26 protein-coding genes are annotated in these 21879 nt (G+C 51.9%); all 26 read left to right on the top strand.

Annotated elements, in window-relative coordinates; translation table 11 throughout:
* The first annotated feature begins 15 nt into the window (after positions 1–15).
* The 26 genes from AC4G46_RS21410 (at position 16) to AC4G46_RS21285 (ending at position 21832) form a co-directional block, all read left to right on the top strand.
* A complete protein-coding gene (locus tag AC4G46_RS21410; protein ID WP_491124482.1) occupies positions 16–396 on the top strand; it encodes a hypothetical protein in 381 nt (126 codons plus the stop codon).
* A 227-nt stretch (positions 397–623) separates the two neighbouring features.
* On the top strand, positions 624–1238 hold the full coding sequence (locus AC4G46_RS21405) for a genetic competence negative regulator (RefSeq protein WP_068729974.1): 615 nt from the start codon (positions 624–626) through the stop codon (positions 1236–1238).
* 81 nt (positions 1239–1319) lie between these two features.
* On the top strand, positions 1320–2015 hold the full coding sequence (prsW, locus tag AC4G46_RS21400; RefSeq protein ID WP_491124481.1) for a glutamic-type intramembrane protease PrsW: 696 nt from the start codon (positions 1320–1322) through the stop codon (positions 2013–2015).
* A gap of 338 nt (positions 2016–2353) precedes the next feature.
* Positions 2354–3718 (top strand): germination protein YpeB, encoded by a 1365-nt coding sequence (gene ypeB / locus AC4G46_RS21395; protein WP_491124480.1) that lies wholly within the window; start codon positions 2354–2356, stop codon positions 3716–3718.
* Between the two features lie 158 nt (positions 3719–3876).
* Positions 3877–4530, top strand: a complete 654-nt coding sequence (locus AC4G46_RS21390; protein ID WP_491124479.1) for a flagellar brake protein — start codon at positions 3877–3879, stop codon at positions 4528–4530.
* Positions 4531–4700: 170 nt separating this feature from the next.
* Positions 4701–5411: a (d)CMP kinase gene (gene cmk / locus AC4G46_RS21385; protein WP_068729968.1), complete on the top strand. Its 711-nt coding sequence runs from the start codon at positions 4701–4703 to the stop codon at positions 5409–5411.
* Positions 5408–5995: a lysophospholipid acyltransferase family protein gene (locus AC4G46_RS21380; RefSeq protein ID WP_491124478.1), complete on the top strand. Its 588-nt coding sequence runs from the start codon at positions 5408–5410 to the stop codon at positions 5993–5995. The genes cmk and AC4G46_RS21380 overlap by 4 nt, the downstream gene beginning before the upstream one ends.
* Before the next feature lie 168 nt (positions 5996–6163).
* Complete coding sequence (rpsA, locus tag AC4G46_RS21375; protein WP_068729964.1) at positions 6164–7477, top strand: 30S ribosomal protein S1; 1314 nt, start codon at positions 6164–6166, stop codon at positions 7475–7477.
* Between the two features lie 199 nt (positions 7478–7676).
* Positions 7677–9002, top strand: coding sequence for a ribosome biogenesis GTPase Der (der, locus tag AC4G46_RS21370; protein ID WP_068729962.1), 1326 nt, complete (start codon positions 7677–7679; stop codon positions 9000–9002).
* A gap of 12 nt (positions 9003–9014) precedes the next feature.
* Complete coding sequence (gene plsY, locus AC4G46_RS21365) at positions 9015–9632, top strand: glycerol-3-phosphate 1-O-acyltransferase PlsY (RefSeq protein WP_491124477.1); 618 nt, start codon at positions 9015–9017, stop codon at positions 9630–9632.
* Positions 9625–10665: an NAD(P)H-dependent glycerol-3-phosphate dehydrogenase gene (locus AC4G46_RS21360; RefSeq protein ID WP_491124476.1), complete on the top strand. Its 1041-nt coding sequence runs from the start codon at positions 9625–9627 to the stop codon at positions 10663–10665. Before plsY ends, AC4G46_RS21360 begins: the two co-directional genes overlap by 8 nt.
* Positions 10666–10732: 67 nt before the next feature.
* Positions 10733–11008, top strand: a complete 276-nt coding sequence (locus AC4G46_RS21355; RefSeq protein WP_491124475.1) for a stage VI sporulation protein F — start codon at positions 10733–10735, stop codon at positions 11006–11008.
* A 161-nt stretch (positions 11009–11169) separates the two neighbouring features.
* Complete coding sequence (locus tag AC4G46_RS21350; RefSeq protein WP_068729955.1) at positions 11170–11349, top strand: DUF2768 family protein; 180 nt, start codon at positions 11170–11172, stop codon at positions 11347–11349.
* Positions 11350–11425: 76 nt separating this feature from the next.
* Entirely contained in the window at positions 11426–12064 is a 639-nt protein-coding gene (locus AC4G46_RS21345; protein WP_491124474.1) for a hypothetical protein, read from the top strand.
* Positions 12061–12429, top strand: a complete 369-nt coding sequence (locus tag AC4G46_RS21340) for a 2Fe-2S iron-sulfur cluster-binding protein (protein WP_491124473.1) — start codon at positions 12061–12063, stop codon at positions 12427–12429. The genes AC4G46_RS21345 and AC4G46_RS21340 overlap by 4 nt, the downstream gene beginning before the upstream one ends.
* A gap of 87 nt (positions 12430–12516) precedes the next feature.
* Positions 12517–13269, top strand: coding sequence for a YphF family lipoprotein (locus tag AC4G46_RS21335; protein WP_491124472.1), 753 nt, complete (start codon positions 12517–12519; stop codon positions 13267–13269).
* 416 nt (positions 13270–13685) lie between these two features.
* Entirely contained in the window at positions 13686–15164 is a 1479-nt protein-coding gene (gene spoIVA / locus AC4G46_RS21330; protein ID WP_090719780.1) for a stage IV sporulation protein A, read from the top strand.
* A 311-nt stretch (positions 15165–15475) separates the two neighbouring features.
* On the top strand, positions 15476–15748 hold the full coding sequence (locus AC4G46_RS21325) for an HU family DNA-binding protein (protein ID WP_042178229.1): 273 nt from the start codon (positions 15476–15478) through the stop codon (positions 15746–15748).
* 163 nt (positions 15749–15911) lie between these two features.
* Positions 15912–16160, top strand: a complete 249-nt coding sequence (gene mtrB / locus AC4G46_RS21320) for a trp RNA-binding attenuation protein MtrB (protein WP_068729947.1) — start codon at positions 15912–15914, stop codon at positions 16158–16160.
* A gap of 107 nt (positions 16161–16267) precedes the next feature.
* A complete protein-coding gene (locus tag AC4G46_RS21315) occupies positions 16268–16801 on the top strand; it encodes a hypothetical protein (protein WP_491124471.1) in 534 nt (177 codons plus the stop codon).
* Positions 16802–16914: 113 nt separating this feature from the next.
* Positions 16915–17784, top strand: coding sequence for a heptaprenyl diphosphate synthase component 1 (locus AC4G46_RS21310; RefSeq protein ID WP_491124470.1), 870 nt, complete (start codon positions 16915–16917; stop codon positions 17782–17784).
* Between the two features lie 3 nt (positions 17785–17787).
* A complete protein-coding gene (locus AC4G46_RS21305) occupies positions 17788–18540 on the top strand; it encodes a demethylmenaquinone methyltransferase (RefSeq protein WP_491124469.1) in 753 nt (250 codons plus the stop codon).
* Positions 18533–19405: a UbiA-like polyprenyltransferase gene (locus AC4G46_RS21300; protein WP_491124468.1), complete on the top strand. Its 873-nt coding sequence runs from the start codon at positions 18533–18535 to the stop codon at positions 19403–19405. Before AC4G46_RS21305 ends, AC4G46_RS21300 begins: the two co-directional genes overlap by 8 nt.
* The gene (locus AC4G46_RS21295) at positions 19402–20010 is read left to right on the top strand and encodes a UbiX family flavin prenyltransferase (RefSeq protein ID WP_491124467.1); all 609 of its coding nucleotides are present in this window, start codon (positions 19402–19404) and stop codon (positions 20008–20010) included. The genes AC4G46_RS21300 and AC4G46_RS21295 overlap by 4 nt, the downstream gene beginning before the upstream one ends.
* Positions 20007–20867 carry a menaquinone biosynthetic enzyme MqnA/MqnD family protein gene (locus tag AC4G46_RS21290; RefSeq protein ID WP_491124466.1) on the top strand — a complete coding sequence of 287 codons (861 nt, stop codon included), beginning with the start codon at positions 20007–20009 and terminating at the stop codon, positions 20865–20867. The genes AC4G46_RS21295 and AC4G46_RS21290 overlap by 4 nt, the downstream gene beginning before the upstream one ends.
* Complete coding sequence (locus AC4G46_RS21285; RefSeq protein ID WP_491124465.1) at positions 20864–21832, top strand: polyprenyl synthetase family protein; 969 nt, start codon at positions 20864–20866, stop codon at positions 21830–21832. The genes AC4G46_RS21290 and AC4G46_RS21285 overlap by 4 nt, the downstream gene beginning before the upstream one ends.
* Positions 21833–21879 lie beyond the last annotated feature (47 nt).

Below are 21879 nucleotides of genomic sequence, written 5' to 3'. Positions count from 1 at the left end.
AAGGAGGTTAGAGATATGAATACTTCGTCATTTCTGTGCGGAGTTGTGCTTGGTGCAGCCGCGAGTATGATTATGTCCAGAAAACGCAGTGCCATGATGTCTTCGCTCATGCAGTCCGGCGGCCAGCTCCAGGGTTCAGGGGAAAAAGCGCGCGACAAAATTGTGGGCATGGCGTTGACCGGGTTCGGCAGTACGGCAGCTGACGGCTCGCATGACAAAGCAGACAAAACGGAACACAAGACATCTTCTCAGGCCGGGCAAAGAGATGATACGTCGCTGAAGTCGAGGGAGTCCAACCTAAACATGCTGAAGGATTTCATCCGTACAAATCCCGATGTAAAACATGAAGTGGAGCAGATTCTGAAGGACACGCATACAGTCATACCCGGTTTGTAACCGTAAGGCAGCAGTAAAGAATCATTTTGGGGATGATTCCATCCGCAGAATGATTCTTTTTTTGTTCAAAATGGGTGCATAGTGGTAATGAATGATTAAATATATTTATTTACGTGCATTTAGTGCGCCAAAATGATAACATACTTACATAGTAACCATTTTTGGCTCATTACTCGGGACTCATCATACATTAATATTAAATGAGCTTGCAAAAGGAGGATCCTGTCATGAGAATAGAGCGATTAGGTCAAGATAAGATACGGATTTTCCTCACTTTTGACGACCTGAGCGAGCGGGGCATCCAGAAGGAAGATATGTGGCAGGAAGTTCCCAAGGTGCATGACCTTTTTACGGAAATGATGGACCAGGCGTACAGTGAGCTTGGCTTTGACGCTACCGGTCCGCTTGCCGTTGAAGTGTTCGCATTGCCCGCGCAAGGTATGGTCGTTATAGTGACCCGGGGAAAATATGATCACCATCAATACGGTGGAGCCGGGGAAGAAGAAATGCCTGAAGAGATTTACGAAATGGAAGTTACATTAGAACAAAGCGACTCCATTGTGTATGCATTCCGCGATTTTGAGATTCTGGTCGAAGCGGCTCATGTACTCATCGGCAATATTACTTCCCAAGGAAAACTGTATTCTTATAATGATAAATGGTACCTCTACTTCGATCCGAAGGAATATGAAGAATCTGTGCTCACGGGACTGGTTGCCGTATTGTCCGAGTTCGGTGATTCATCTCCGGTGACAGAAGCTGTGCTGGACGAATACGGAAAGACAGTAATGGCTGAGAACGCCATTGAGCTGTTGTGCACACATTTTAAGCGCCAGGAATAAGCAGAGAGCGGGCCTTGGCATCAGCCGGGCCCCTTTTGTAAACAGGTTTGCGGTAGAGAAAGTTTCGGGGGAGGAAGTTCGGTGCTTTTGTTATCGGTTATTACGTCGGCAGTGGCACCAGGACTTGCGCTGCTGACTTTTTTCTATCTAAAAGACAAGTACGACCAGGAACCGCTTCATATGGTCATAAAGGTATTTTTGCTGGGACTGCTGATTGTTTTCCCGGTTATGATTATTCAGCGGGGCATGGTGCTCGGGCTTGGAGGCGGAGCGTATGTGGATTCTTTTCTGATTTCTGCCGGAGTCGAAGAGTGCCTGAAGTGGTTTGTGCTGTACCATATGATTTACAATCATACCGAATTTGACGAGCCTTATGATGGAATACTATATGCTGTAGCGATTTCGCTCGGCTTTGCAACAATTGAGAATGTAATGTATGCCTGGTACAGCCATGCTACACTTGGGTCCATGTTTATCAGGGCACTGCTTCCGGTCTCAGGTCATGCGATGTTCGGCGTCATTATGGGCTATCATATGGGCCGGGCTAAGTTCACCAAGGGAAAGAAGCCGAGAGGGATACTGCTGGTGTCCTTGCTGCTGCCCTGGCTATGGCACGGAATATACGATTTTATCCTCGCCACCATGTCGAACTACTGGGTCTGGTTCATCGTACCTTTAATGGCAGTATTGTGGTATGGAGGCATGGGGAAGGTGGCGCTGGCCAACAGCCGTTCACCGTTCCGTTTTCTGAAGCGTGAAGAAGAGGTTAACCTTTAAAAGAGATGGACACACTTAAATCTACCGGAAAGTTCCGTATTAAGGAATTCCAGAGAGGAGAGAGGTGTCTTTTTTTGCGTGTAAAAGTCCGGATTGTATGCAGACAGTGTGGCGAATCCTACATATTGAGAGGCAGCAAGGAGCAGGGGATCGTCCAGACCGGTTTCAAGCAATGCCTGTGCAGCAGCAGCAGTGGCTTTGATATTGAAGAGCGTGGCTGACCCGGGCGCTGCTCTGGAAGTAATCTCTTTTTTTTTGCTGACTGCATCGGTGCATAACTCTTCTCAGTTATTGTCAAACTAACGGCAATAAGCTACTGAAAGGAGTCTTGCAGCCCAATGTACAAAAGATTAAGTGCCATAATGTTCCCGCTTACCGCGCTGCTGCTGGTTGGAGCGCTGGTCTGGGGGTATCAGGAGAACCAGGAGAAAAACTCGATTCTGATTAAAGCGGAGAACCAGTATCAGCGTGCTTTTCATGATTTGTCCTATCATGTGGAACGTCTTCATGGTGAACTCGGGAATACCCTTGCCGTGAATTCTGCCTCTAACGGGATGCACCGCAAAGGTCTGGTTAATGTATGGCGGCTGACCAGTGAAGCGCAGAATGAAATCAACCAGCTGCCGCTTACACTGCTGCCGTTTAGTGAAACCGAGGAGTTCCTGTCCAAAATCTCCAATTTTTCCTACAAGGCTGCCGTACGTGATTTTACCAAGAAGCCGTTGACCGAAGGGGAAATGGCAAATCTGATGGCACTCTACAAAAACTCCGGTGAGATCTCCAAGGATCTTCAGGAGGTGCAGGAGAAGGTTATCGGTAAAAAGCTGCGGTGGATGGATGTGGAAACAGCGTTGGCGACCGAGAATAAAGCTGAGGACAATACGATTATCGACGGGTTCAAGACTGTGGATAAGCGGGTTGCAGCGTACCCTGAGCTGGACTGGGGGCCATCTGTAGCCAGTATCTATGATAAACGGTCTGTGAAAAAGCTGGGCGGCAAGCCGGTCACCGCCGAGGATATCAGAGCCAAAGCAGTGAAACTCGCCGGGGCCGGAGCTAACGCAAAGGTGGACATCCGTGAAAACGGTAAGGATACCGAATGGGCTTCGTATACGGCTACAGTGACCAGCCAGGACCACCAGAAGCCGCTCACCCTGAATTTCACCAAAGAAGGCGGGCTGCTGGTGAGCTACAACGACAACCGTGAGGTTGGAGAGGCAAGGGTTTCACTGGAGCAGGCGGCGGTTAAAGGAGCGGAATTCCTTGAGAAAAAAGGATTTCCCGGCATGACGGCGGTCAGCGCGGACCGGTATGACAATCTGGGGAATCTGACCTTTGTTAGCAGCCAGGACGGGGTGCTGATTTATCCGGAAAAAATCACAGTCCGTACCGGGCTGGATACGGGGGAGCCTACAGGCTTTCAGGCCAGCGATTATGCAAAGGAGCATCAGGAGAAGCGGGAGATTCCCAAACCGGGCTTAACCCTTGAACAGGTCAGAACGCATCTCAATCCGGAATTCAAGGAGATATATCACCGGCTGGCCTGGATTGAGAATGAGGATGCAACCGAGCTGCTCACCTATGAGTTCGGAGGCAAAATCAACGGTTCACAGTACCGGATTTACCTCAATGCCGCCGATGGAAACGAAGAAGCGGTGGAGGAGGTAAGGACCTCCTCAGGGGCTCAGGATAAACAAAGATAAAGTATAGTCTGAAGGAGGAGGCTTCCGCCCGGAGCGCTCCTCTTTTTTTGCGGCTACAAATTTGGCCGGGTTCTCTGTAACTTTTACTAACCCGGTGCCAAAAGGCCATGCTATAATCGGTAATGTGATTAATTACTAACTCTGTGGCGGTGACCGGATTGTATCCCAAAATTAATGAACATCTTTACATACAGGTAGCTTCAAGCGATGCGGCTGAGGCTGAGATTGAATACAGGTCCAGGATTGCGGACATTGAGGATGATGCGATTCTGATTGAGATTCCCATGCAGATCGGCAAGGCCCGGCTTAAAAAGCTGTATATGGGAGATGAGCTTTCCGTTTATTTTCTGACTGAGGGCGGGATCAAAAACTATTTCAATACCCATGTAATCGGCTTTAAAGAGGATGTGATCAAGATGATCAGAATCCGCAAGCCGGAAGCAGAACATATCTTCAAAATCCAGCGCCGCAGCTTCCTGCGGGTTACCGCAGAGCTTGAACTGGCCGTCAAGGACGCGCTTGGCAGCCGGATTCTTGTCCGTACCGATGATGTCGGCGGCGGAGGAACTTCTTTTCTTAGCGACGGCAAGGTCAAATTTGCTGTTGCCGACAAACTTAGCTGCTGGATGCTGCTCCCTTACCGGAACGGCAGTATTGAGCACGCCTATTTTGAAGGAGAGATTGTGCGGATGAAGCAGCTGGACAACAAACGCAATCTCGTCATGCTGAAGTTCTCGTCGATTTCTGATGCTGAGCGTCAAAAGATTATCCGCTTTTGCTTCGAACGGCAGTTCGATTTCCGCAACCGCTGACCATTTCTGCGTATATTTTTACCGGATTAGACCCTTATGCGGTTTTGCACTGTGTTCCAAACTGTGGTATAATTTTATAAGTCGCAGGCAATGCCTGCTTTTTTCTTGATAAGATCAGCAGGTTCCTCACGGATATCCGGCTGAAAGAGTGTTTGAGGAGGAATGCCCCGTTGGACAGGCAGGGTACACATACTTACGACAGAATTAACGTCGCCATCGACGGACCTGCCGGGGCAGGCAAGAGCACTGTTGCCCGATTGGTAGCACGTAAACTTTCTTACATTTATGTTGATACGGGTGCCATGTACCGCGCAATTACCTGGTATATGCTCCGTGAAGGCATTCCGCCTGAAGATGAGCATCAAGTGAACCGGATTGTCCGGGATATGATCATTGAGCTCATTCCGGAGGAAGATGTACAGAAGGTGCTGATCAATGGGGAAGACGTAACCCCGCACATCCGCAGTCTGCAGGTCAGCGGCCAGGTGTCACAGTACTCGAAGCTTGAAGAGGTACGTGACAGGCTTAGTCATCTGCAGCGTCAAATGGCGCTCCGCAAAGGAGTGGTCATGGACGGCCGCGACATCGGTACGACCGTACTGCCGGATGCCGAAGTGAAGATTTTCATGACGGCAAGCGTGGAGGAACGGGCTCTCCGGCGTTACAAAGAGCTGAAGGACACGGAAACAGTGACTCTCGAGCAGCTTGAACACGATATTGCAGCACGTGACCGTCTTGATGAAGGGCGGGAAATATCACCGCTGCGCCGTGCGGAGGATGCTATTCTCCTGGACACGACCTTTATGGATATCAATCAAGCCGTGGAAGCCATTGTCTCCCACTGCAGATCTCATGTTGACGGGGAGAGAAATCATTCATGATTTATGTCATTTGCCGTGGATTGCTTCGCTTGATTTATGCCATCCTGTTCCCGCTTAAAATTGTGGGAAGAGAAAATGTGCCAAAGGAGGGCGGGGTACTGCTCTGCGCGAACCACATCAGCCTGCTCGATCCGATGACGATCGGGATCAAGCTGAAACGTCAGGTCAAGTATATGGCCAAGGCCGAACTATTCGCAGTTCCCGTGCTGGGCTGGCTTATCGGGAAGCTTGGCGCTTTTCCTGTCAAACGTGGCGGCGTAAGCAAAGAATCCATTAAAACGGCCCTTAATACGCTTCGCGGCGGACATGTAATGGGCATCTTTCCGGAAGGAACGCGCAACTCTGATACCGGTGTGGCGAAGAAGGGCGCAGCCAGCTTTGCGCTCCGCAGCGGGGCAGCAGTGGTTCCGGCCGCTATCATCGGTTCCTACAAACCGTTTCGCCGGATGACCGTTATTTACGGAGAGCCCGTTGATCTGAGCGCTTTTGACGGAGCGGGCAGTGATTCTCTGGAAGAAGTCACCGATGTTATAATGGGACGGATTCATGAGATGATCCGGACCGGCAAGCCAAGCGCGAGGTAGCTCCGCGAATTTAAGGTATTTACAGTTACTGAGGAATAACGGCATAACCGCTATTTTTTGGAACATACTATCGTAATACTGTAAATGTTATACAAGTAATGATTGTTTTGAACCCTGCTCTTACGCGGGTTTAAATAAATGGGGTTTTGAATCGAGGAGGGTAATCACATGTCTGAAGAAATTAAAAATCAGGAAGCTGCGGCTAATGTTGAGAACAACGAAGCCGTAGAAGCGACAGAAGCTGTGGAAACCGCTGCACCTGTTGCCAGCAACGAAGAAGAAGTGACTAGCCAAGAAGGTTTGGAAATCATTTCTGTGAAAAAAGGCGATACCGTGAAAGGAACAATCGTCAAAATCGAAGATAACCAAGCTTATGTAAGCATTGGATATAAATACGACGGTGTGATTCCGATTCGCGAACTTTCTTCCGTACAGCTGGACAACGCTGCAGCAGCAGTTGAAGTTGGACAGGAAGTGGAATGCAAAGTAGTAAGCGTCAACGACAACAAGGAAAGCCTTGTGCTCTCCAAACGTGCCATTGACAGCGAAAAATCTTGGGAAGATCTTGAAAAGTACTTTGCTTCCCAGGAAGCGTTCGAAGTTACTGTGGCTGACGTTGTCAAAGGCGGTCTCGTAGCTGATGTCGGCGCACGCGGATTTATCCCGGCTTCCATGGTTGAACGCCACTTCGTAGAAGATTTCAGCGACTACAAGGGCCGCACCCTCCGCGTAAAAGTGAAGGAACTGGACCGTGAGAACAGCAAGGTTATTCTTTCCGCGAAGGAAGTGCTGGAAGAAGAATTCGAAGCTAACAAACAGAAGATCATGTCCGAACTAACTGAAGGACAGATCATCGAAGGTACAGTACAACGTCTGACCCAGTTCGGCGCATTTGTTGATGTGGGCGGCGTTGACGGTCTGGTTCACGTATCCGAGATCGCTTGGAACCACGTTGAGAAGCCGTCCGATGTTGTATCCGAAGGCGACAAAGTTACTGTTAAAGTACTTAAAGTTGATCCGGAAAAAGGCAAAATCAGCCTTAGTATCAAAGCTGCTGCTCCAGGTCCTTGGGATTCCGCTGCAGGCAAAATCAACATTGGTGATGTAGTAACAGGCGAAGTTAAGCGCCTCGTTAACTTCGGAGCATTCGTTGAACTGCTTCCAGGCGTTGAAGGCCTTGTGCACATCTCGCAGATTTCCCACAAGCACATCGGTACTCCGCACGAAGTGCTTAAGGAAGGACAAGAGGTTCAGGTTAAGGTTCTGGACTTCAATCCATCCGAGAAGCGCGTCAGCCTCAGCATCAAGGAAACCGAAGAAGCTCCGGCTCCTACGGCTAAACCTGAACGCAGAGAAAGACAGGACAGAGCTCCAAAAGAAGTTCTGAACAATCCTAACGTTTCGCTCAGCAACGAAGGTCTCAGCTTCACACTGGCTGAGCGTTTCGGCGACAAGCTGGACAAATTCAAGGGCAATAACTAATCCCTTAAATTAAGCTTTGCACAGCAGTATAAGAATGCTGCATAAGGCGACTTATGTGTTCTTATATGTGGTGTCATACCGGGTAAAGTAATCGGCGAGCCCTCATTTGAGGGTTCGCCGATTGTGTTTGTATGGAGTTAGCCAATTGTAATGTTTTTTGCTATGATGAGAAACGTAAGGAAGACAGGAGGAATGGAATATGGCAAGACCCGTTGTGGCCATTGTAGGCCGGCCTAACGTCGGAAAGTCGACGATTTTTAACCGGCTGATTGGTGATAAACTGGCCATTGTAGAAGATAAACCGGGAATTACCCGGGACCGGATTTACGGTATTTCCGATTGGAACGGCAAATCCTTCAGTGTCATTGATACCGGAGGGATTGAAGTGGACGGTGAGGATTTCATCCTGAGATCGATCCGCGTCCAGGCGGAGCTGGCTATTGAAGAAGCGGATGTCATTATTTTCATGTGTGAGGCCAAGAGCGGATTGACGAATGCAGATGAAGAGGTAGCGCAGATTCTGTTCCGGTCCGGCAAGCCGATCGTACTGGCAATCAATAAAGTGGATAACATGAAGCGTGCCGAAGACATCTATGAATTCTATAGTCTGGGTATCGGCGATCCGATCGGTATTTCCGGCAGTCACGGTACAGGTGTCGGCGATTTGCTGGATGCGGTTGTGGAAAAGCTTCCCGATAAGGTTGATGAAGAATACGACGATGATGTCATCCGTGTTGCGCTGATCGGACGGCCTAACGTAGGCAAGTCCTCGCTGGTCAACGCCATTCTGGGTGAAGAACGCGTAATTGTCAGTGATGTAGCCGGGACTACACGCGATGCAATTGATACTCCTTTTGAACGGGATGGGCAGAAGTATGTCCTGATTGATACAGCGGGTATGCGCAAGCGCGGAAAGGTTTACGAGAGCACTGAGAAATATAGCGTTATGCGCGCCATGCGGGCTATTGAGCGGGCTGATGTTGTTCTGGTTGTTATTAACGGCCAGGAAGGCATCATCGACCAGGATAAGCATATTGCCGGTTATGCCCATGATGCAGGCAAAGCTTCTATTTTTGTCGTAAACAAGTGGGACGTCGTGGAAAAGGACGACAAGACCATGCAGCATTTTGAAAATACTATCCGTGATCACTTCCTGTTCATGACCTATGCTCCGGTTGTATTCCTGTCGGCATTAACAAAACAGCGCCTGCAGAAGCTCCTGCCGGTCGTGCAGCATGTTGCGCAGCAGCATGCCCTGCGGATTACAACCCACCTGGTTAACGATGTTGTATCCGATGCCGTGGCCATTAACCCGCCGCCTACAGATAAAGGACGCCGTCTGCGCATTAACTACGTAACCCAGGTTGCCGTGAAGCCGCCGACGATTGTGGTGTTTGTTAATGACCCTTCGCTGATGCACTTCTCCTATGAGCGTTATCTGGAGAACAAGATCCGCGCAGCGTTCAATTTTGAAGGCACACCGATCCGCCTCTTTACGCGGCGTAAATCTGATAACGAAAGTTAGGGGAGAAGAGTAGTGGCGTTTGAACTTCTGGTTATCGTAGTAAGCTATTTGCTTGGCTCTGTCAGCTTCAGCGTATTGCTTGCCCGGCTGCTTAAAGGGATTGATATCCGCCAATATGGCAGCGGTAACGCCGGGGCGACCAATACGCTGCGGGTGCTTGGAAAAGGACCGGCAATTCTGGTGCTGATTCTGGACGTGCTGAAGGGCATTGCCGCTGTCTGGCTGGGGACATGGGCCGGCGGCTGGGGAAGCTGGGTCGCGGTCGGCTGCGGAATTGCAGCCATTATCGGTCACAACTGGCCGGTGTATTTCCATTTCCGCGGGGGCAAGGGGGTTGCTACGGCGATCGGCGTCATGGCGACACTGTTCTTCTGGCCTGCGCTGGCAGCGGGCGTTATTGCCATTGTGTCTATTGTCTTGACCCGTTATGTGTCACTAGGCTCCCTTATTTTTGTGGCGCTGACTCCGGTATTTCTTTTGTTTGCTCAATTTACGGCACCGGAGCTGTGGGGCAGCCTGATTATCGCAGTCTTTGCCTTCTGGCGGCACCGCAGCAATATCGTGAAGCTGTCTCAGGGAAGAGAGAACAAAATCGGCTCCAAGGCCAAGGAGGGGAATCGTGTTGTCTGATAAAGTAACCGTGCTGGTCGCAGGCAGCTGGGGAACTGCGCTGGCCGCTGTGCTGGCGGCTAACCACAAGGAAGTTTATCTATGGACACGGAGGCCCGAACAAGCTGCCGAGATCAACGAACACCATACAAACGAGCATTTTCTGCCAGGCATACGTCTGCCTGAGAATATCATTGCCACTACGGATATGGAGCAGGCTGTTTCCGGCTCCAAAGCAGTGGTAATTGTCTCGCCTTCCTCCGGCATGCGCCAGGTGGCGCGCAGCCTCAAGGCTTTCTGGAAGGATGATATGCTCTGCATCCATGCGACCAAAGGCTTCGAGACGGAAACCATGAAACGGATGTCCACGGTTATTTCCGAGGAGCTGGGCTGTAAGGAGGGAGAGATCGTTGTCCTCTCCGGGCCGAGCCATGCTGAGGAGGTCGTCCGCCTCTGTCCGACAACCGTGGTGGTTGCTTCTGCAGATGAAGCGCGTGCAGTCACTGCACAGGGACTGTTCATCAATAACGATTTCCGCGTATATACCAACCGCGATCAGCTGGGTGTCGAGCTGGCTGGAGCCTTAAAGAATATCATCGCTCTCGGAGCAGGGCTGTCTGATGGTCTGGGCTTCGGTGACAATGCCAAGGCTGCGCTGCTTACCCGCGGACTTGCCGAGATTGCCCGGGTAGGGGTCGAGCTTGGCGCCAATCCGCTGACCTTTTCCGGACTGGCCGGACTCGGTGACCTTGTGGTTACGGCAACGAGCCAGCACAGCCGTAACTGGCGTGCAGGATCGATGCTGGGACAGGGCAAACCGCTGGCCGAAGTTCTGGATTCCATGGGGATGGTTGTGGAAGGGATTCGGACAACGGAAGCCGCCTATGCCATTTCTGTCCGTTTAGGCGTGCAGATGCCGATTACCGACCAGATCTACCACGTTCTGTTCAAAGGCAGAACCCCGCGCAGTGCGGTGGAGGCGCTGATGGGCCGTGACCGTAAAACGGAAATGGAAGCTATCTCACAGGAAACCTGGGAGCAATGGCATTCCTGAGGACTGTTCACCTTTTGCCGGATATTCTCATATGTTGTAGTGGGGATTGACGGAGGAGGGAAGAAGAGTGAACAAAGATTTTTCCAAGGATGCCCTGAATGCCATCAACAAAAAGACGGGGAAGAACATCACACCAGGCGCAATCAAAAAGCTCGCAAGCACGGTAAAGCCGGGCACCACGCAAAATGAAGCCCAGCTCCGCCAGTTGATCAAGCAGGTGTCAGCGATGGCTAAAGTGCCGGTCACTGAGGATACTGTGCAGGAAATCGTAAATGCGGTCAAAAAAGGCGGTACGAATTCCGGCACAATGGAGTCTTTAATGAAAATGCTGATGAAAAAATAGCTCGCCTCTTTGGGTCACTCAAGGAGCAAAGAAGCCGGTATCTAGCAGATTCCGGTTTTTTTGCTCTTTTTTGCTGCAGATTACACTTTATAGGTACCGCGGCTTATGGTTCATGCTATAATATTTGCAATTCAATATAACCGGCAGGAGGCAGAGTAATTATGGACCCTATGACTAAGATGTGGTTGTCGCTGATTGCGATACTGATTATGGGAGTATCCGTATTTCTGATCACATTTGCCCGCAGCAGGACAAAGGGGCTGCTCAGAGCAGTATTATCGGTCATTGCTTTTGTCATCATGCTGATCGGTCTGCTCAGCGGAGCGGCATCAATTATGTAAGCATTTACAAACAGGCTCAGTCAGATGTATTTCTGGATTATCGTTTGACGATTTCTCAGGAATGGGGCGTGCGCAGATGGCAGAGGCGGGAATTTCATACATACAGGAGACAGCATTAAGGAAGGTTGCCGAAGCACTGGATTTAAGCTGGATGGAGAAGCCGCCGGTCTGGCTGCTCGGAGGGAGCTGCGGTCTGCTGCTGCATAATGTTTCATTAAGCAGACAGCCTGCCGATATTGATCTGTACGCTGATCTGGAGGATGCAGCACCGCTGCACGAGGCACTTAGCTGCTATTCGGCAGACAATGGGCCTGAGGAAGATTACAGCGGTGATTGCTACTCAAGACGCAGCCGTTATATAGTGGGGGAAATGAAGGTGGAGCTGGTCTGCGGATTCCGGATCGGCAATCCGCCCTTTGGATACGCAGTGAATGTACATTCGCTGCTCGGTCATGCTCCTGTCAGCGGAATCAGCGGCATCAGCCTGATCCGGCTGATGCCGCTGGCACATGAGCTGCTGTACAGTATGCTGCGCGGGAGAACCGAACGCTGCCGGAACATTGCCGCCGTGATGCATAGCGGCCTGCAGCAGCATACTTCGCTGCTTGAGCAGCTGGCAGAGCAGAACGGGCTCGACCCGGCCTGCCGTGCAGAGCTCCGCAGACTGCTGGGGCAGCCGCCGGAGACAGAATTCAGGAAGGAAACTGCACGATGAAATCGCAAAGAGGAATTACGGTTACTTTTCAGCCGGATGAACGCAGGGCTGTAGTCAAGCAAGGCACAACACTGCTGGAGGCAGCACGCAAAGCCAGCGTTGTCCTGCCGACACGCTGCGGAGGCAAGGCAGCCTGCCTGATGTGCAAGGTAACAATCAGCCGGGAAAGCACGGATGCCGTGCGGCCGCCGGATGAGGCTGAGAGACGCAAGCTGGGCAGCCTGGTGGAGCAGGGCGTGCGGCTGGCCTGCCAGACGGCTGTACAGCAGGACCTGAGCGTTAATGTGCCTGAGGATCCGCTCAAGGCCGCAGTACGGCGCCGGCTGGAGGCTGCGCGTCGCGGCGAAATGGACGAGCTGTGGTAGGACAGTGCTGTTAACATTGATTATTTGGCGTACTGATTATACGAATACATTACACCTGCTGAGTTGAGCTGGCGGGAGGAGATGGATATGGATAATAACATGGGGCCGGGCAGTATAGGTTCCTCTATCCTGAAGCTGGCGCGGCCGCTGCTGCTGCTGTGTGTCCTGGCAGGCTGCATGTATCCCGAAGAACAGCAGCAGCCGGGAGGCGGCAGCAGAGAGAGTGTCCGGCGCGTACAGGCAGCTGTAGAGGAGTATCAGCAGAGGGAAGGGCTGCTGCCGATTCTGAACAGTGATGCGGACACACCGCGTTATGAGAAATTTGTGGTTGATCTGGAGAAGCTGCGCTCGCAGGGGGATCTGGATGAAATCCCCCCGGCTGCATTTGAGCAGGGCGGGAACGCTTATTTTCTGATTCTCGATGAGGAGACGGCACCTGTTGTTAAGCTGATGGATCTGGTTACCGTGCAGAAGGTAAACGATGTCCAGCGCCAGGTCAACCGCTACAAGTCTGCTCACGGCGGAAGTCTTCCGGCAGGTGAGGAGTATTATCCCGGGGTCTATGCTGTCGATCACAAGCTGGCAGGAACGTCAGCGGTCACACTTAACAGCGTCTATTCGGGCCAGCCGCTGAAATTCATTATGGACGGTGAGGGGAAGGTGTATGTTGATTACTCGGCTGATATTATGAGTGCACTCGGGCAGTCCGGGAATACTCCGGACGCAGATCAGGACCTGCGGACTGCGCTTGAGGCAGCTTCCTACTATGTGCCAGTGAAATCCCTGCCCTACCTTTGGATCGGCGGCAAGCCGGTTCCGCAGCCTCCGCACAGTCCATAGATTATGTTCGCTAGCCCCCCTTAACCCGGGGGCTTTTTATTTTTTCACAGGGCTGTAAAAGCTCCAGTGAAGTTCTATCCGCTATTTTCTGTTCATATGCTGGATGAGAAGGTTTCCGGGCATCGTGACGCCCTTTCTGTGCGCAATTGCTGACGCGTGTGAAATTCCTGCATAAAATGCGCAGCTGCGGGTCATAAATCCGTTCCGGATACATATGATGATACTAGTCCAAATGCATGTCCGAGCATTCGGAGTTTAGCGCGGGGCAAGAATGTTCCGCTAAGGCAGGCTAGGCTCCCTGGCGGGCAATGCCAAAGTCCGGTGGATGTCCTGCAAGGGTCCGTTTACCGGCGGAACGCGAAGTCGATGCTCTTCAGGCATTTTTTCTTCGGAGTAATATGAGGAGGGGATCTCTTTTGGAAAAAGTGGATATTTTCAAGGACATTGCCGAGCGTACCGGCGGAGACATTTATCTTGGCGTCGTCGGCGCGGTTCGCACGGGAAAATCGACATTCATCAAGCGCTTCATGGAGACGATTGTTCTGCCGAACATTACGAGCGAAGCAGACCGGGTAAGAGCTGTGGATGAACTGCCTCAGAGCGCAGCGGGCAAAACAATCATGACAACCGAGCCGAAGTTTGTGCCGAACAACGCGGTACAGATCAAGGTTGCAGAGGGCCTTGAAGTGAATGTGCGGCTGGTCGACTGTGTAGGATATGCCGTCGAAGGCGCAAAGGGCTACGAGGATGAAAACGGGCCGCGCATGATTTCCACCCCGTGGTTTGAGGAACCGATTCCTTTTCAGGAAGCGGCGGAAATCGGCACACGCAAGGTCATTCAGGAGCATTCCACACTGGGTGTAGTAGTGACCACGGACGGCACCATCGCTGAAATTCCGCGGCACTCGTACATTGACTCGGAAGAGCGTGTTATCGCTGAGCTGAAGGAGGTCGGCAAGCCGTTTGTGCTTGTGATCAACTCCACCCGTCCGCGCAGTGAAGAGACCCAGCAGCTCCGCGGTGAGCTGGCTGCCAAATATGATATTCCGGTAATGACGCTCAGCGCCGCCAATATGTCGGAGGATGATGTGACCGGTGTGCTGCGGGAAGTGCTGTATGAGTTCCCGGTACATGAGGTCAATGTCAATCTGCCGAGCTGGGTAATGGTGCTTGGCGAGAACCACTGGCTGCGCAGCGCTTATGAAAATTCCGTCCGTGATACGGTAAAAGATATCCGCCGCCTGCGGGATGTGGACCGTCTGGTATCACAGTTTACCGAATACGACTTTATCGACCGTGCAGGCCTCAGCGGCATGAATATGGGTCAGGGTGTGGCGGAAATTGACCTTTACGCACCGGAAGAGCTGTATGATCAGGTACTGATGGAAGTGGTCGGCGTGGAGATCCGCGGCAAGGATCATCTGCTGCAGCTCATGCAGGATTTCTCACATGCCAAGCGTGAATACGACCGCTTCTCGGAAGCGCTGGAGATGGTCAAAACGACCGGATACGGCATCGCCGCCCCTTCGCTGGCTGAAATGGCCCTCGATGAGCCGGAGCTGATCCGCCAGGGCTCACGCTTCGGGGTACGGCTGAAGGCGACAGCGCCGTCCATTCATATGATCCGTGTCGATGTGGAGTCCGAGTTCTCACCGATCATCGGTACGGAGAAGCAGAGCGAAGAGCTGGTTCGCTATCTGATGCAGGACTTCGAGAACGACCCGATCAAAATCTGGGAATCCGACATTTTCGGCCGCTCGCTGCATTCCATTGTGCGTGAAGGCATTCAGGGCAAGATCGCCATGATGCCGGATAATGCCCGCTACAAGCTGCAGGAAACGCTTGGACGGATCATCAATGAGGGCTCAGGCGGACTTATTGCCATCATTTTATAAAGCAGCCGGGCTGATCAGACAGTCTGCAATCAGGAGAGCGGAATCATCCGCTCTCTTTTTTGTACTCTCGTAGAAGAATCTAACATTATTAGCCTATCATTTCAGTGTGACGGGCCTATTGAAATGCTACTTTCTGCTCCTTTTTTGAGTAACGCCTTGAAATTATGGGTGGGCTGTATTACTATAAGTTTGTTGCGCTTCTAGGAAGAGAGGCGCCCGTATCTAGTAATTAACGGGATTATCACGTATATTTTGCGTTGAAACGGAAACAGTGTATGATACCGGAAATTTACCCAGGGAGGTGAGAAGACATGAATAAATCAGATTTGATCAACGTGGTTACAGAAGCAACTGAACTTCCCAAGAAGGATGCTACTAAAGCGGTAGACGCCGTTTTCGAAGCAATCACTAATGCTCTGCAGAGCGGTGACAAAGTGCAGCTGGTTGGCTTCGGAAACTTTGAAGTGCGCGAACGTTCCGCACGCAAAGGCCGCAACCCGCAGACTGGTGAAGAAATCGAAATTCCTTCCAGCAAAGTACCTGCTTTCAAACCAGGTAAAGCGCTCAAAGACGGAATCAAATAGAGATTTCTACATATCGATCCTATATTCTTTCCGAGTCATAACGATGCCGCCTTTTAGGCGGCATTTGTTTTTCCAAAGCCTAAACCAGGCAAATGCTTCCAAAGTCAGTTTTGTACGAAGCTGTTCATGAAGCCAGGCTCACAAACTTTTAGGAGGATGAACTATGACTGAGAAGAACAACGGCGTAAGTCCGGCACCTGCAGGCAGCGAGTACATTGTGGTCAAAGCCAAGGAGAACGGCGTCCAGGTCATCGGGCTTACCCGGGGGCATGATACTCGCTTTCACCACACGGAAAAGCTCGACAAGGGCGAGGTGCTCATCGCCCAGTTCACCGATCATACCTCAGCGATGAAAATCCGCGGCAAGGCAGAAATCTGGAGCAAACACGGACAACTGGAAAGTGAAAGCTGAAAAGCAGGCATAGCCTGCTTTTTTTCAAAATATAACTAGATATAGGCAAGCCGGCATGTTCGTATAATGTCACGGCCTGGCGGAAACGATGGATAAGGGGGCAGGCTATGAACCGGGGCTGGCTGATCGGAATGGTGTTGCTGGTGACCGCTGCCTCTGCTGTAATTCTGCCGCAGCTGGCTACCTTGGAAGCTGGCCTGCCGCAGCATGCGGTGGAGACGCTTGGCGGGGATGGAACCATACTTGCTGATGAGAATATCGTAGATACGCTAAGCAGCCTGCCCTTCAGTCTGGACATCGGGAGCGCCGGCTGGAAAAACGGGGTTTTATCGCTTGATCTCAAGGTAACCGGTAATGATCACGAGCCGGAGGAGCTGTACCGGAACATGGCACTGGCGGTTTCTTTTGCATTCCAGGAGACGGACAATGTTGATCAGCTGCTGCTGCGGATTGTCGCGGAGGATAAATGGCTGGACAGCCGCCGTCTGCTGCTCGCAGGTGATATCCGCCGTACGGAATGGTCACTCCGGCTTCAGGAGCTGCTGCAGAATACAGGCAACCGCCCTTTGCCGGATGTTTTGAAGGAGGGCTTCCGTATTAGTGAAAGTGAGCTGTGGCGCAAGCAGTTCATTTATCCCTGATGTGGGTAAAAGAAACTAGAACGTGCCATGTGCGTGACAAAAAAACATGTGATATAATAGACAAGATTGTGAACAAAGATATTGTAATAACGTCAATGGCTTCGGAGGCTGAAATGAAACCGTACCGCATACCGCAATTAGCTAAACCTTACACCGACTACGACATGATTCAGCGGCATACGGAACTGCCGCCTTTTTCAGATGGTCGCAGTCATTTGTTATATATTTTTCTGAGTTACGGAAATGCGGGTGAAGACCGCAGCAAGGAGCTGTATACGCTGGTTACAGGTCTGGTTCAGCTTGCTCTTGACACGCATGAGAGCATTGAGCACGTGAGCGATGACCCGGGCGGAGATGTCATGCGTTCCCGGCAGCTCAAGGTGCTGGCCGGTGACTATTTCAGCAGCTGGTTCTACCATCTGCTGGCCAAGAGCGGCCAAATCGGAATGGTGGGCAGCCTAAGCTCGGCCATCGCCGATTTTAACGTGCTGAAAGCCCGGCTGTACAGCAAAATGAAGGAGCGGCTGCTCTCCTCGGAACAATACCTGCGGCATTCGGTACAGCTCAATATGCGGCTGTTCCTTTCTTTTACACCACATATTGAAGAGAGCCTTGCCGGCCTGTGGGAGAAGCTGCTGGCCGAATTCAGCCATTGCGAAACTGTATGCTCCGAGCTGCGGCGCGGCAATGATCCGGCGGCGGCACGGGACGGGTATTGCTACTGGAAGATACTCGAGAGTGCTGCAGAGGAAGAAACAATACTGCTCCGGGAGCAGAAGCTGGACCTGAAGGACTGGAAAAAGCTCAAAATGAAATATAAATGCGATACCCTGCTGACCGACAAGCTGCATCAGTCGATTCAGTCCATTCAAGGACTTTTACAGGGTATTAAGGACGAGCATCTGGTAAGTGGGCTTAACACTGCTCTGGACCGCTTCCTCCTGCAGACGAAAATTTCCGGACAAGCAGCCGTGGAGGGGTAAAGAATGACTATAGAGAAGACTTCCGCTCTGGGAGAAACGAACGCACAGCCGAAAGAGCAATTTGTACATTCCGTGTTTGAGAGCATTGCCGGTAAATATGATCTGATGAATGATATCCTGAGCTTCCGCCGACACAAGGCCTGGCGCAAATTCACAATGCGCAAGATGGCGATGAAACGCGGGGATTCTGCAGTGGATTTGTGCTGCGGTACCTGTGACTGGAGCATCGCGCTGGCTGAAGCAAGCCAGACCGGCTCTGTAGTGGGCCTGGATTTCAGTGCAGGCATGCTGGAAGTGGGACGCGGCAAGGTTGAGGCCCAGGGCCTTCAGGACCGCATTTCACTGATTCAGGGCAATGCGATGGACCTGCCGTTCGGCGACAATTCCTTCGACTACGCAACGATAGGCTTCGGGCTTCGCAATGTGCCTGATCTCGTTCAAGTGCTGAACGAAATGAAGCGTGTGGTGAAACCCGGGGGAATGGTTGTCTGTCTGGAGCTGTCCAAGCCGATGAAGCAGCCATTCAAGGGCATTTATTATTTTTATTTCGAAAAGGTTCTCCCGCTCCTCGGCAAATTGTTTGCCAAGCGGTACGAACAATACAAATGGCTACCCGAATCACTGGCCCTCTTCCCGGACAGAGAGCAGCTCTCGGTGATTTTCCGTGAAACCGGACTGACGAAAGTGGAATCCTTCCCCTTGACCGGAGGCATCGCAGCACTACATATTGGGTTCAAGGAGAACTGTAATGTTTAAAAAAGTTGGCGTTTTTCTACAAATGATCAAGTTTGAGCACACTGTTTTTGCTTTGCCTTTCGCCTTTATGGGCGCACTGCTGGGATCGGTCGTCATGTTTGGCGAATTGCCGTCATGGCCGCAGATCGGCTGGATTGTCGTCGCCATGTTCGGCGCACGGAGTGCGGCCATGGGGCTGAACCGGCTGATTGACCGGATCAGTGATGCTAAGAATCCCCGGACAGCCGGGAGAGCCATCCCCGCCGGCCTGCTCAAGGTCGGAGAAGTATCGGTATTTATCGCTATTTCCTTTTTCTTATTATTCTGGGCTGCCTTCAAGCTGAATCCCCTGTCGGCCAAGCTTCTGCCGGTAGCCGTTTTTCTGCTTGTGTTTTACTCCTTCACCAAAAGGTTCACCTGGGCCTGCCATCTCATCCTTGGGCTGACGATTGCACTCGCTCCGCTGGGAGGCTGGGTAGCGGTTACAGGAAATGTAGACTGGACAGCGATGATCTTTTACTTCACGATTGTTTTCTGGACAGCCGGCTTTGATATTATCTACTCCTGCCAGGATGTCGAATTTGATGAGCGGGAGGGCCTTTATTCAATCCCCGTCCGCTTTGGAGTGGCCCGTGCGCTGTTTATTGCCAAGGCTTTCCACATTCTAACCGGAATCGGATTCATTTCACTGCTCTTTATGGCAGACCTGAGCTGGTGGTATGTGGCGGGCATGATTATTGCTTATATTATCCTGTTCTATGAGCATCATATCGTGTCGCCAAGCGATTTAAGTCGCCTTCAGACGGCGTTCTTCACCATGAACGGTGTGCTCAGCATAGTGGTATTTTCCTTCACTCTGATTGACCTGGTGGTGCAGTTCAGATGACCGGGCCGAAACCTAAACATTTCGTAGTTGGCATTACCGGGGCAAGCGGCGGGATTTACGGGGTTCGTCTGACAGAAACCCTGCTGTCGCTGGGATACACTGTCCATCTTGTGGTCAGCAATGCGGGCTGGCGGGTGTTCAAGGAGGAGCTGGGTTTTAACGTCACAGACCGGGAAGGCTTTTTGAACGGACAGTTCAAGGGCCATCCCGGTTCTCTGCTTTATCACCCGATTGCTGATATCGGCGCCTCCATAGCAAGCGGATCCTTCCGGACGGAGGGAATGGTTATTATGCCCTGCTCCATGGGTACACTGTCTGCTGTAGCACATGGAAGCTCGGATAATCTGATGACTCGGGCTGCTGATGTAATGCTGAAGGAAGGGCGCCCACTGGTGCTGGTGCCGCGTGAAACTCCGCTGCATGCTATTCATCTTGAGAATATGCTGAAACTGTCCCGGCTTGGAGTGAAGCTTATTCCGGCGATGCCGGCATTCTATTTCGGTCCGAGCACTATGGATGACCTGGTGGACTTCATGGTCGGCAAGGTTCTCGACAGCTTCGGTATTGAACACAGCCTATTCCGCAGATGGGGGGAAGATGAATGAAGGACCAGCAGCATACGGTAATCGGTAAAATCAGCTACACCAACTCATGGCCGGTATTTCACAATTTTAACCCCTCTGCCCTGAAGCATCCGGCAGAGATGGTGAGTGAAGTACCTGCCATTCTTAATCAGGGGATGTCCAGAGGGACTATCCAAGTCGGGGCATTATCCTCCTTTGCCTATGCAGAAGCGAGCGACCGGCTGCTGCTGCTGCCGGATCTGTCGGTCAGTGCAGACGGGCCGGTCAAGTCGATTCTGCTGTTCTCCAGGGTTCCGGCAGCACAAATAGGGAGCGGTCGGATTGCCGTTACGAACACATCAGCCACCTCAGTGAATCTGCTGAAGATTCTGATGGAACAAGCCATCGGCGGCAAACCAGAGTACATTACGGCTGAGCCTGATCTGGACAGTATGATGGATCAGGCTGACGCTTGCCTGCTGATTGGCGACCATGCGATCAAGGCGGCCTGGCAGGACCAGGGTTATCTGGTTACAGACCTTGGGCAGGTATGGAAAGACTGGACGGGTCACAGCATGACCTTTGCCGTCTGGGCCGTTAACCGCGAAGCGGCAAAGGACAAGCCGGAGGCTATTGCCGAGATTGCCGCAGCTTTTGTGGACAGCAAACAGCGCGGTGTGCGTAATCCTGCACCAATTATCCGGGAAGCCTGTTCGCGTATTGGCGGCACTGCTGCATACTGGGACGGCTATTTCAGTAATTTATGTTATGATTTTGGGGAAAGGCAGCAGGAAGGTCTGAACCTCTATTTCCGCTATGCCTATGAGATGGGCCTGCTGCCGCAGGAAGTGAAGATGGAGTTATGGAGCCGCAATCTGCTGACACGGGTGAAAGAATGAAGCGAATGCAAATTTTCGGAATGCTGAGTAAGGACATGGACCAGATAGAAAAAGAGCTGTACCGCAGTGTACAGGGCGATGATGAACTGCTGGCGGAAACCTCGCTACATCTGCTGAAGGCCGGCGGCAAACGGCTACGCCCTGTCTTTGTACTGATGGGCGGCAAGTTCGGGCAATATGATCTCGAGAAGCTAAAGCGTGTGGCGATTCCGCTTGAACTGATACATAGCGCTTCGCTGGTTCACGACGATGTAATCGACGATGCCGAGCTGCGCCGCGGAGAGCTTACCGTCAAGGCCAAGTGGGGCGACAAGATCGCCATGTACACCGGTGATTACATTTATGCCAAGGCGCTGGTAATGGCTTCGGAGCTCCAGAATCCGCGGATTCACCAGATTCTTTCCAAGGCGATGGTGGAGATGTCGATCGGAGAAATGGAGCAGATCCGCGATTTCTTCAACAGCGGACAAAGTGTCCGCCATTATCTGCGGCGCATCCGCCGCAAAACAGCGCTCCTGATAGCCATCAGCTGTGAGCTGGGGGCGCTGGCTGCCGACGCAGAGCCGGAGACGGCCCGCCTGCTCTATAATTACGGATACAACGTCGGGATGGCCTTCCAGATCCGGGATGACCTGCTGGATCTGTCGGGAACCGAGAAGCAGATCGGCAAGCCTCCCGGCAGTGATATGCGGCAGGGCAATATTACGCTGCCGGTCATTTACAGTCTGGAAGACAGCCGGCTGCGTACACCGCTGCTGGATGAGCTTGCGCTGATCCGCAGCGGACAGGCCGGAGTCGGCCGTGCCATTGATCTGATACTGTCCGGTGACGGTATTACCCGGGCAGAGGAGCTGGCATCACGTTATATTGACAAGGCGCTGGCCGCACTGGAGCAGCTTCCTGTCAACAAGACCAGACGCAATCTGCGCGATATTGCCTATTTTGTGACCGGACGGGCATATTAACTGCCGGAGAGCCGAATATTAAGCGTTCACAGATGGCGTGCTTTCTG

The organism is Paenibacillus sp. fava2, from assembly GCF_058313675.1.
This window is presented reverse-complemented; position numbering and strand designations above follow the sequence as displayed.